This is a genomic window from Variovorax sp. WDL1, assembly GCF_001541225.1.
GTDB lineage: Bacteria > Pseudomonadota > Gammaproteobacteria > Burkholderiales > Burkholderiaceae_C > Variovorax.
The window spans coordinates 41,241-51,824 of record NZ_LMTS01000056.1; the positions used below are offsets into that span (position 1 = coordinate 41,241).

Below are 10,584 nucleotides of genomic sequence, written 5' to 3' on the forward strand. Positions count from 1 at the left end.
CGGGCGGATCGAAATCCGATGTGGCGATGCCGGCCGCCGCCAAGCTGCTGGCCGACAACAAGCTGACGACCGGCGACGTGAGCGGCAGCGGCAAGGACGGTCGCGTCACCAAGGGCGACGTGCTGGCCGCGGTCACGGGCGGCACCACCGCCAAGGTCTCCGCGCCGGTCGCGATCCCCACGGGCGCCCCCAAGGCGGCGTTGCCGCAGGTCGCCTCGCCGGCCGCCGCACCGGATCTCGGCGAGCGCCCGGAAGAGCGCGTGCCGATGAGCCGCCTGCGCGCCCGCATCGCCGAGCGCCTGCTGCAGTCGCAATCGACGAACGCCATCCTGACCACCTTCAACGAGGTCAACATGGCGCCCGTGATGGAGATGCGCAAGCGCTACCAGGAGAAGTTCGAGAAGGAGCACGGCGTGAAGATCGGCTTCATGAGCTTCTTCGTGAAGGCGGCCGTGCATGCGCTCAAGAAGTACCCGGTGATCAACGCCTCCGTCGACGGCAACGACATCGTCTACCACGGCTACTTCGACATCGGCATCGCAGTGGGCTCGCCGCGCGGCCTGGTGGTGCCGATCCTGCGCAATGCCGACCAGATGAGCTTCGCGGACATCGAGAAGAAGATCGCCGAGTACGGCCAGAAGGCCAAGGACGGCAAGCTGGGCATCGAGGAGATGACCGGCGGCACCTTCTCCATTTCCAACGGCGGCGTGTTCGGCTCGATGCTGTCGACGCCCATCATCAACCCGCCGCAGTCGGCCATCCTGGGCGTGCATGCCACCAAGGACCGTGCCGTGGTCGAGAACGGCCAGGTCGTTGTGCGGCCGATGAACTACCTCGCGATGTCCTATGACCACCGCATCATCGACGGCCGCGAGGCCGTGCTGGGCCTGGTCGCCATGAAGGAGGCGCTCGAAGACCCCGCTCGCCTGCTGTTCGACATCTAAGGAGCACGGATGTCCAACAAGCAATTCGACGTCATCGTCATCGGTGGCGGCCCCGGCGGCTACATCGCGGCCATCCGCGCGGCACAGCTCGGCTTCAACGTCGCCTGCATCGACGAGTGGAAGAACGCCAAGGGCGGCCCCGCCCTGGGAGGCACCTGCACCAACATCGGCTGCATTCCCTCGAAGGCATTGCTGCAATCCTCGGAGCATTTCGAGCACGCGGGCAAGCACTTCGCCGACCACGGCATCAAGGTCGAAGGCCTGGGCCTCGACATCGGCAAGATGCTGGGCCGCAAGGACGCGGTGGTGAAGCAGAACAACGACGGGATCACCTACCTGTTCAAGAAGAACAAGATCAGCTTCTTCCATGGCCGGGGCGCCTTCGTGAAGGCATCGGGCGCGGGCTACGAGCTGAAGGTGACCGGGGCGGCCGAGGAGTCCATCGAAGGCAAGCACATCATCGTGGCGACCGGCTCCAACCCGCGCGCGCTGCCGGGTGCCGACTTCGACGAGGAGAACATCCTCTCGAACGATGGCGCGCTGCGCATCCCCGCCGTGCCCAAGAGGCTGGGGCTGATCGGCTCCGGCGTGATCGGGCTCGAGATGGGCTCGGTCTGGCGCCGGCTGGGTTCGGAGGTCACCGTGCTCGAAGCGCTGCCGACCTTCCTCGGCGCGGTGGACGAGCAGATCGCCAAGGAGGCGCACAAGGCCTTCGTCAAGCAGGGCCTGAAGATCGAGCTCGGCGTGAAGGTGGGCGACGTCAAGTCCGGCAAGAAGGGCGTGACGGTCGCCTGGACCAATGCCAAGGGCGAGGCGCAGACGCTCGAGGTCGACAAGCTGATCGTCTCGATCGGCCGAGTCCCCAACACCATCGGCCTCGACGCCGAGGCGGTGGGCTTGAAGCTCGACGAGCGCGGCGCGATCGTGGTCGACGACGAGTGCCGGACCAGCCTGCCCAATGTCTGGGCGATCGGCGACGTCGTGCGCGGCCCGATGCTCGCTCACAAGGCGGAAGAAGAAGGCGTGGCGGTGGCCGAGCGCATCGCCGGCCAGCACGGCCACGTGAACTTCAACACCATCCCTTGGGTGATCTACACCTCGCCCGAGATCGCCTGGGTCGGCCAGACGGAGCAACAGCTCAAGGCCGAGGGCCGGGCGTACAAGGCCGGCACCTTCCCCTTCCTGGCCAACGGGCGCGCGCGCGCGCTCGGCGACACGACGGGCATGGTCAAGTTCCTGGCCGATGCGGCGACGGACGAGATCCTCGGGGTACACATCGTCGGCCCGATGGCCAGCGAGCTGATCTCCGAGGCGGTGGTGGCGATGGAGTTCAAGGCCAGCGCCGAGGACATCGCGCGCATCTGCCATGCGCATCCCTCGCTCTCGGAAGCGACGAAGGAAGCGGCGCTTGCGGTGGACAAGCGCACGCTGAACTTCTGACCCCTTGAGCGTCAAACAGGCCTACGAAGCGGAGCTGGTTGCACGGGGGTACCAGAGCGACCCCGCGCAGCTGCGCGCCGTGGAGGCGCTCGAGCGCTGCGCCAGCGAATGGGCGGCGTACAAGTCGCAACGCTCCAATGCGTTCAAGAAGCTCATCAACCGGCCCGAGATCCCGCGCGGCGTCTACATGTACGGCGGGGTGGGGCGCGGCAAGAGCTTCCTGATGGACTGCTTCTTCAACGCAGTGCCGCTGCGGCGCAAGACGCGGCTGCATTTCCACGAGTTCATGCGCGAGGTTCACCGCGAACTGGCCGAACTGCAGGGCACGGTCAACCCGCTGGAAGAGCTCGGGCGGCGCATCGCCAAGCGCTACAAGTTGATCTGCTTCGACGAGTTCCATGTCGCGGACATCACCGACGCGATGATCCTGCACCGGCTGCTGGTGGCGCTGTTCGACAACGACGTGGGCTTCGTGACCACCTCGAACTTCAGGCCCGACGATCTCTATCCGGGCGGTCTGCACCGAGACCGCATCCTGCCGGCGATCGCGCTGCTCAACCAGCGTCTCGAAGTAGTCAACGTCGACAACGGCACCGACTACCGCCGGCGCACGCTGGAGCAGGTCAGGCTCTACCTCACGCCCAACGGCGCGGCGGCCGACAAGGAGATGCGCCACGCCTTCGAGCGCCTGGCCGAGAGCGCCGACGAGAACCCGGTGCTGCACATCGAGGCGCGCGAGATCCATGCGCGGCGCAAGGCCGGCGGCGTGGTCTGGTTCGATTTCAAGACCCTGTGCGGCGGCCCCCGATCGCAGAACGACTACCTCGAGATCGCCAGCCAGTTCCACACCGTGCTGCTGTCTGACGTGCCGCACATGCCGGTGCGCATGGCCTCTGAAGCACGTCGTTTCACATGGCTGATCGACGTGTTCTACGATCGGCGCGTGAAACTCATCATGTCGGCCGAGGTTCCCCCCGAGGCCCTGTACACCGAAGGGCCGCTGGCCCACGAATTCCCGCGCACCGTCTCGCGGCTCAACGAGATGCAGTCGACCGAGTTCCTTGCGCAGGAGCGTCGCATCGTGGACACCCGCCTCACATGAAGAAGCTGCTCCTTTCCCTGATGATCGTCCTCGGCGCCTCGCCGCTGTGGGCGCAGACCACCGCCACCACCAGCCAGGCGGATTTCTCGGCAGAGCGCGCGCGCCTGGAGCAAGAGCGCAAGGTGGTCGAGGAGCGTTTCGCGACCGAGCAGGCGGCCTGCTACCAGAAGTTCGTCGTCCAGAGCTGCCTGGACGACAGTCGCCGCCGCCGCCGGGAGGCCACCGAGAACATCAAGCGCCAGGAGGCGGCGATGAATGACATCGAGCGCAAGCGGCGCGGCGCGGCCGCGCTCGATCGGCTTGAAGAGAAGAAGGCGAACCCGCGCGCCCAGGACACTGCGGCGGAGCGGGAGAAGTCCCTGAAGTCGCAGCAGGAGCGCGAACAGCGCGCTGCGGACCATGCCCAGGACCGCGCCCGCATCGCCTCGGAGGCGGCCGGGAAGCAGCGGCAGTTCGAACAGAAGCAGCGGGCGCAAGCCGAGGAGCAGGCCAGGGCTGCGAGCCGGCGCGCCGAGGCTCCCGCCAATCGCGAAGCGCACGAGCGCAGGCTCGAACGGGCGGAGCAGCATCGCCGCGAGCGCGAGCGGCGCAACGCCGAGAACAACAAGCCCCGCGCAGCGCCGCTACCCACGCCGCCCTGAAGCGGGCGCGGCAGCTCAGTCCTCTTCCGGGTCTTGCGGGTCGGGGAGGGCTTCGAGCTTGAGGATGGCCAACGAAATGTTGTCGCCGGTTCCGCGTGCCCGCTTGCGCGCCTCGGCCACCAGCAGCTCCGCAGCGGTGCGCGGCGATTGCTCGGCCAGCACGCGGCCCATCTCCTCCGGATTGAAATAGTGCCAGAGGCCGTCGCTGCAGGCCAGCAGCAGATCATCGGGCTCCAGCTTCGGAACGAGGTGGATGTCGACCGGCGGCGGGGTGGACTTCATGCCCAGGCAGCCGAGCAGGATGTTGCTTTGCGGATGAATGTTGGCCTCCGCCTCGCTGATCTCGCCGCGGTCCACCAGCACCTGCACGTAGGAGTGGTCCTTGGTGCGCTTGACCAGCTGGCCGCGCCGGAAGTGGTAGATGCGCGAGTCTCCGGCATGGATCCAGGCGCAGTCGCCCTCGGGATTCATCAGGAAGGCGGCCACGGTGCTGTGCGGTTCCTGTTCGCTTGAAAGGGCGGTCAGCTTGATGACCGTGTTGGCTTCCTCTAGCAGCTGTCGCAGCACATGCACCGCTTCGTCGCGTCCCGGCGCGTAGCGGGCGAACAGCTGGCGCGCCGTCATCAGCACCTGGTCCGAGGCCTTGCGTCCACCGCTGCGGCCCCCCATCCCGTCGGCGACCACGCCGAGCACGCAGCCCGCCGCCCGCGGGTGGTTCATCACCAGGACCTGGTCCTGCTGGTACGGGCGGTCGCCCTTGTGGAGGCCAGTGGCGGCGGCAAGCCGAAAGCCTCGGGTCTGGGGCGCGGCTGCGCTGGCGGAGTCCTGCATGGGTCTGGCGAGTGGGAACGAGGACGTACATTATCGAGTCAACCCGAGCGAAGCCGGAAAGTACTCCGTCACGTCTTCGCATCATCCCTTGGACTCCAATCTCCACTCCTTCTCCCGCCAACTGATCGAACTGCGCATGGAGCATGCCGACCTGGATGCCGCCATCGATCGGCTGGCCGAGACCGTCGAGCCGCGCGACGACCTGCTGCTGCGCCGGCTGAAGAAGAAGCGGCTCTTCCTGCGCGATTGCATCACGCGGCTGGAGCGGCTGCTCGACCCGCAAGAGCCGGCCTGATGTCGATCGTCGATTGGCCAGAAGACTTCGAAGCGGACACGACGTCCGCCGACTCCCGCCCCGTGCTGCGGGAAGCCGGCCATCTGGCGGCCGAAGTCCAGGCCGCCTTCGCCCAGCACGGCGTGCTCTCGCAGGCGGCCGAGCAGTTCCGTGAACGCGAGGGCCAGACCCAGATGGCGCTGGCCGTGGCCCGAGCCATCGACCAGGGCGGCCTGCTGGTGGTGGAGGCCGGCACCGGCGTCGGAAAGACTTTCTCCTACCTGGTACCAGCCCTGCTGAGTGGCGAGCGCGTGCTGCTGTCGACCGCCACCAAGGCCCTGCAGGACCAGCTCTTCGGCCGTGACCTGCCGCGGCTGGTCGAGGCGCTGGGCCTGCCATTGCGCACGGCCCTGCTCAAGGGCCGCGCCAGCTATCTGTGCCTGCACCGGCTCGACCAGGCGCGTCACGACGCCAGCCTGCCCGAGCGCGGCAGCCTGCGCACGCTGGCGAAGATCGAGCAGTGGTCCAAGGCCACGCGCACCGGCGACCTGGCCGAGCTGCCGGGCCTGGACGAGCGCTCGCCGCTGATCCCGCTGGTTACCTCCACCCGCGACAACTGCCTCGGCGCCCAATGCCCGCAGTTCAAGCCCTGCCACGTCAACCTCGCGCGGCGCGAGGCCATGGCGGCCGATGTGGTGGTGATCAACCATCACCTGTTCTTCGCCGACCTGGCTGTGCGCGAGTCGGGCATGGCCGAATTGCTGCCGTCGGTGCGCGTGGTGGTGTTCGACGAGGCCCACCAGCTCAATGAGACTGGTGTGCAGTTTCTCGGGGCGCAGTTGGGCAGCGGGCAGGCGCTGGACTTCGCTCGCGACATGCTTGCGGCCGGCCTCCAGCACGCGCGCGGGCTGGTCGACTGGCAGCAACTGGTCGCAGCGACCGAGCACGCTGCCAGGGAACTGAGGTTGGCCGCCGGCAAGCAATGGCCGGGGGCCAAGCTGCGCTGGGCCGGTCCGGCACCGGAAGGTGTGCCTGCCGAAGCCTGGCAGGACGCGCTCGATGCGTTGAAGCACGCCTTCGCGGAAGCCGCCCGCGGCCTGGACACGGTGAGTGAGCTCTCGCCCGATTTCGTGCGGCTGCACGAGCGCGCCGAGCAACTGGCCGAACGCGCGGCGCGCTTCGCCAAGCCCTGCGCGCCGGAGTCGGTGCGGTGGGTGGACGTGGGCACGCAGCTCAGGCTTGTCGAGTCGCCGCTGGACATCGCCGAAGCGGTGCGCACGCGGGTCCTCAAGACCGGACAGGGCGACGCGCAGGAGCAGGGGCGCGCCTGGGTGTTTACCTCGGCGACGTTGGGCGATGACCCGAAGCTGCGCTGGTTCACCGAGCCCTGCGGCCTGGAGGGCGCTGAAGTGCTTCGTGTGCAGAGCCCCTTCGACTATGCGCGCCAGGCTGCGCTCTATGTCCCACGCGCGTTTCCGAAGCCCAGTGATCCGACGCACAGCGCGCAGGTGGCGCGGCTCGCCGCCCAGGGGGCGGCCATGCTGGGCGGGCGCACGCTGGTGCTGACGACCACGCTGCGCGCCCTGCGCACCATCGGCGACGCCATTCGCCAGATTTTCGAGCCCATGGATGCCGCACGCAGGCCAGAGGTGCTGGTTCAGGGCGAGCTGCCCAAGCGGGTACTGATGGAGCGCTTCCGCGAGGGCGCCTCGCACGGCCGAGCAGGCTGCGTGCTGGTGGCATCGGCCTCGTTCTGGGAGGGCTTCGACGCGCCCGGCGACGCCCTGCAACTGGTGGTCATCGACAAACTGCCCTTCCCGCCGCCCAACGATCCGCTGGTCGAGGCGCGCTCTCAGCGGCTCGAATCGCAGGGCCGCAGCGCTTTCGGCGACTATTCGCTTCCGGAGGCGGCGGTGGCACTCAAGCAGGGCGCCGGCCGGCTGATCCGGCGCGAGACCGACCGTGGCGTGCTGGCGATCTGCGACACGCGGCTCGTGGCCATGGGCTACGGGCGCCGCCTGCTGTCGGCCTTGCCGCCGATGCGGCGGCTGGAAGACGAGGCCGCCTTCGAGGCAGCGCTGCGCGAGCTCGTCGCGCACTGAAAAAGAAAAAGGCCCGGATCGGGCCTTTTTCTCGATTCGCTACCAGAGCTTCCACCATGGGTCGTCCTTCCCGCGGAAGCCGCGCGACAAGTACTCGCTCTGCGGATAGTTGGTGGTCAGCACGCGTTTCGCGTCGTCGCGCAAGTCCGCCATGCCGAGCGCGTCGTACGACTGGACCATGATGTAGAGCGCTTCTTCGAGCGCCGGCACTTCGCGGTAGTCCGCCAGCGCGAGCTGCGCACGGTTGATTGCCGCCAGGTAGGCGCCGCGCGTGTAGTAGTAACGCGCCACATGCACCTCGTACTGGGCCAGCGAGTTGACGATGTAGTTCATGCGCTGGCGCGCATCGGGCGTGTAGCGCGACCCCGGGAAGCGGGTGATCAGTTCCTTGAAGGCCTCGAAGGATTCCTTGGCCGCCTTCTGGTCACGTTCCGACAGGTCCTGGCGCGTCAGCCAGCCGAACATGCCCAGGTCGTCATTGAAGTTGATCACGCCCTTGAGGTAGATCGCGTAGTCCATCGCCGGACTGGCGGGATGCAGCTTCATGAAGCGGTCGATGGTCGCGATCGCGGCCGGCTTGTCGCCGGACTTGTATTGGGCATAGGCCTTGTCCAGTTGCGCCTGCTGGGCGAGCGGCGTGCCGGCGGCGCGGCCCTCGAGCTTCTCGAACAGAGGCACGGCCTTGTCGTAGGCGCCTGAGTCCGCTTCTTCCTTGGCTTCGGAGTAGATGCGGTTGGGACTCCAGTTCGCGGTCCTGTCGGCCGAGGTCGACGAGCAGCCGGCCACCAGCCATGCGGCCGAGCACAAGGCCAGCCAGGCGGGGACAACCGATAATTTGGCGCGACGCATCACATCAGGCTTTCGTGAAAACAGTGCCTTCAATTATATCGGCCACCCCTTTGGCGGAGCCTCCGGACGGGGTCGAGCATGAAGAGGGTGCCGAGCCGACCGAGCCCAGCGAGACCCGAAGCTTTCTCATCCACGAGGCGCAGCACGGGCAGCGCCTCGATCGCGCGCTTGCGGCTCTGGTGCCCGAGTTCTCGCGCAGCTATCTGCAGCAGCTGATCGAGGCCGGCGCAGTCGCGGTCCAGAATCGTGTCGCGACCAAGGCCGCCGCCACGGTCCGTGCCGGCGAGATCGGCAGCATCGAGTTGCGGCCCACGCCGCAGAGCCAGGCCTTCAAGCCGGAGCGCCTGCCCATCAGCGTGGTGCACGAGGACGAGCACCTGCGCATCATCGACAAGCCGGCGGGTCTCGTGGTCCACCCCGCGCCGGGCCATTGGAGCGGCACGCTGCTCAACGGGCTGCTGGCGCTGGACCCCCGGGCCATGCTGCTGCCGCGCGCGGGCATCGTCCACCGGCTGGATCGCGACACCAGCGGCCTGATGGTGGTGGCCCGCACCCGCGCGGCGATGGATGCGCTGGTGGCGCTGATCGCGGCCCGCGAGGTCAAGCGCCAGTACCTTGCGCTCGCACACCGCAGCTGGCAGGGCGCTGCCGCGCGCCATGTGGATGCGGCGATCGGGCGCGACCCGCGCAACCGGCTGCGCATGGCCGTCGTCGACCTCGAGCGCCACTCGGGGAAACCCGCGCGCACGCTGATCGAGGCCCTGGACAGCAACGATCAGGGCTGCACCGTGCGCTGCACGCTGGAGACGGGGCGCACGCATCAGATTCGCGTGCACATGGCCTCCATCGGCCATCCGCTGGTGGGTGACACGCTGTATGGCGGCACCGCCGCGGCAGGGCTGGCGCGGCAGGCCCTGCATGCCTTCAGGCTCGCTTTCGCGCATCCCGTTACCGGCGCGCCGATGGAGTTCCTGTCCACGCCGCCTCCCGATCTGGTGCAAGCTATGCAGGCCTGGGGGCTGGATTACAATCGCGCCTGACGGCCCCCGGGGCCGCGCCGGCCCTCCGATGCCGGCTTCGCTGTCAATCGCCCGAGTGCCGGCAGCGCCTTCTTCCATCCTTCTGAAAAACAAGCGTCTGCAAGGCGCCTTTTCCCGGATACCGCGAACCATGAATACGGCGGATGCCAAGCGCATTCTCGAAACCGCCTTGATCTGTTCGACCCAGCCCTTGCCGGTGCGCGAACTGCGCGTGCTGTTCGATGACGAACTGGGCGCCGACACGATCAAGTCGCTGTTGCACGAACTGCAGGAAGACTGGTCGCAGCGCGGCCTGGAGCTCGTGAGCGTAGCCAATGGCTGGCGCTTCCAGAGCCGTCCCGAACTGCGCGACCACCTCGATCGCCTGCATCCGGAGAAGCCGCCGCGCTACACACGCGCCGCGCTCGAGACGCTGGCCATCATCGCCTACCGCCAGCCGGTCACGCGCGGCGACATGGAAGACATCCGAGGCGTCACCATCAACTCGCTGATCCTGAAGCAGCTCGAAGACCGCAACTGGGTAGAGGTCATCGGCCACCGCGAGACCGTGGGCCGCCCTGCGCTCTATGCGACCACGCGCCAGTTCCTCGACGACCTCGGCCTGGAATCGCTCGACCAACTCCCGGTGATCGAGACGCCGGCCCAGCAAGCCGGACTGGCCGAGGCCCTGGCCCAGGCGGCCGATCGGCAACCCGGCCTGCCGATCGACGAGCCCGCGGCCGAGGTCGCCGCCGGCATGCAGAGCGAGACCAGTCCCGAGCAGATTCAAACCGAGGCGCAGACCGAGGCCGCCGCGCATGTAGAAGAAGGTGCTGTCGAGCAGGCCTTCTTGCCCGAGACGGCGCCAGAGGCTGAGTCCGGGATGCAACCAGAGTCCGAGGCAGTTCTTGAACCCGCGACGGACAACGCGCTGCAGGCCGTCGCCGGTGGCCCCGAGCTTGAGACCGAGCCCCAGTCCTCTTCCGGGTCCGGCTACGACGCCGATCCCGATCCCGACGCCGATCCCGATCCAGGCGCCGAAGCCCGCGCCGATGCCGATGCCGATGCCGATGAGGAAGACACCCCCGCCGTTCGTTCCGGAACCCGACCATGAGCCCATCTGATCCTGAAGACGCAGCGATGCTGCCGCCCGGACCTGTGTCCGAGGAAGAACTGGCGGCGTCTCCCGCGCAGCCGGCCAAAGACAGCACCGAGCCGGCGGGCGAAGCGGCCGCAGAGGCGCCGCGCAAGCGCCGGCCTCGACGCCGCAAGCCGGCTGAGCAGGCCCCGGAGGCGGAGACCGAGGCCGCCGAGACCCAGGTCGTGCTGGTCGCGCCGGACACACCGGACGCACCGGACGCACCGGACGCACCGGACGCACC

Annotated in this window: 10 protein-coding genes and 1 pseudogene; 9 read left to right on the forward strand and 2 right to left on the reverse strand. The window is 68.1% G+C overall.

Annotated features, from left to right (window positions below; translation table 11 throughout):
* The 4 genes from odhB to APY03_RS08735 all read left to right on the forward strand — a co-directional run.
* On the forward strand, positions 1 to 944 hold a 944-nt coding region (gene odhB / locus APY03_RS08720; RefSeq protein WP_232324198.1), incomplete at its 5' end, for a 2-oxoglutarate dehydrogenase complex dihydrolipoyllysine-residue succinyltransferase.
* A gap of 9 nt (positions 945 to 953) precedes the next feature.
* Positions 954 to 2,384: a dihydrolipoyl dehydrogenase gene (lpdA, locus tag APY03_RS08725; protein WP_068675880.1), complete on the forward strand. Its 1,431-nt coding sequence runs from the start codon at positions 954 to 956 to the stop codon at positions 2,382 to 2,384.
* 4 nt (positions 2,385 to 2,388) lie between these two features.
* Positions 2,389 to 3,486, forward strand: a complete 1,098-nt coding sequence (zapE, locus tag APY03_RS08730) for a cell division protein ZapE (RefSeq protein WP_068675881.1) — start codon at positions 2,389 to 2,391, stop codon at positions 3,484 to 3,486.
* A complete protein-coding gene (locus tag APY03_RS08735) occupies positions 3,483 to 4,127 on the forward strand; it encodes a hypothetical protein (protein ID WP_068675883.1) in 645 nt (214 codons plus the stop codon). Before zapE ends, APY03_RS08735 begins: the two co-directional genes overlap by 4 nt.
* A gap of 15 nt (positions 4,128 to 4,142) precedes the next feature.
* On the opposite strand, the gene APY03_RS08740 is transcribed toward APY03_RS08735, so the two are convergent.
* On the reverse strand, positions 4,143 to 4,958 hold the full coding sequence (locus APY03_RS08740) for a PP2C family protein-serine/threonine phosphatase (protein ID WP_068675885.1): 816 nt from the start codon (positions 4,956 to 4,958) through the stop codon (positions 4,143 to 4,145).
* 88 nt (positions 4,959 to 5,046) lie between these two features.
* On the opposite strand from APY03_RS08740, the gene APY03_RS08745 reads away from it, so the two are divergent.
* Positions 5,047 to 5,253, forward strand: coding sequence for a DUF465 domain-containing protein (locus APY03_RS08745; RefSeq protein WP_068675887.1), 207 nt, complete (start codon positions 5,047 to 5,049; stop codon positions 5,251 to 5,253).
* Positions 5,253 to 7,334, forward strand: coding sequence for an ATP-dependent DNA helicase (locus tag APY03_RS08750; RefSeq protein ID WP_083944234.1), 2,082 nt, complete (start codon positions 5,253 to 5,255; stop codon positions 7,332 to 7,334). Before APY03_RS08745 ends, APY03_RS08750 begins: the two co-directional genes overlap by 1 nt.
* A 39-nt stretch (positions 7,335 to 7,373) precedes the next feature.
* Here the strand turns inward: APY03_RS08750 and APY03_RS08755 are convergent, their stop codons facing one another.
* Complete coding sequence (locus APY03_RS08755) at positions 7,374 to 8,183, reverse strand: outer membrane protein assembly factor BamD (RefSeq protein ID WP_068675889.1); 810 nt, start codon at positions 8,181 to 8,183, stop codon at positions 7,374 to 7,376.
* A 14-nt stretch (positions 8,184 to 8,197) separates the two neighbouring features.
* Between APY03_RS08755 and APY03_RS08760 the strand changes: the two genes are divergently transcribed.
* The 3 genes and pseudogenes from APY03_RS08760 to APY03_RS08770 all read left to right on the forward strand — a co-directional run.
* Positions 8,198 to 9,223, forward strand: a complete 1,026-nt coding sequence (locus tag APY03_RS08760) for an RluA family pseudouridine synthase (protein ID WP_443082809.1) — start codon at positions 8,198 to 8,200, stop codon at positions 9,221 to 9,223.
* A gap of 130 nt (positions 9,224 to 9,353) precedes the next feature.
* Positions 9,354 to 10,316 carry an SMC-Scp complex subunit ScpB gene (gene scpB / locus APY03_RS40055; RefSeq protein WP_083944235.1) on the forward strand — a complete coding sequence of 321 codons (963 nt, stop codon included), beginning with the start codon at positions 9,354 to 9,356 and terminating at the stop codon, positions 10,314 to 10,316.
* Positions 10,313 to 10,584, forward strand: a pseudogene (locus APY03_RS08770) (pseudouridine synthase); the annotation flags it as partial. The gene scpB and the pseudogene APY03_RS08770, both read left to right, overlap by 4 nt.

Excerpts from the sequence above, each read along its gene's own strand:
- lpdA (WP_068675880.1), top strand. The coding sequence starts at position 954 with ATGTCCAACAAGCAATTCGACGTCATCGTCATCGGTGGCGGCCCCGGC.
- APY03_RS08750 (WP_083944234.1), top strand. The coding sequence starts at position 5,253 with ATGTCGATCGTCGATTGGCCAGAAGACTTCGAAGCGGACACGACGTCC.
- APY03_RS08755 (WP_068675889.1), bottom strand. The coding sequence starts at position 8,183 with ATGCGTCGCGCCAAATTATCGGTTGTCCCCGCCTGGCTGGCCTTGTGC.
- scpB (WP_083944235.1), top strand. The coding sequence starts at position 9,354 with ATGAATACGGCGGATGCCAAGCGCATTCTCGAAACCGCCTTGATCTGT.
- APY03_RS08735 (WP_068675883.1), top strand. The coding sequence starts at position 3,483 with ATGAAGAAGCTGCTCCTTTCCCTGATGATCGTCCTCGGCGCCTCGCCG.
- APY03_RS08740 (WP_068675885.1), bottom strand. The coding sequence starts at position 4,958 with ATGCAGGACTCCGCCAGCGCAGCCGCGCCCCAGACCCGAGGCTTTCGG.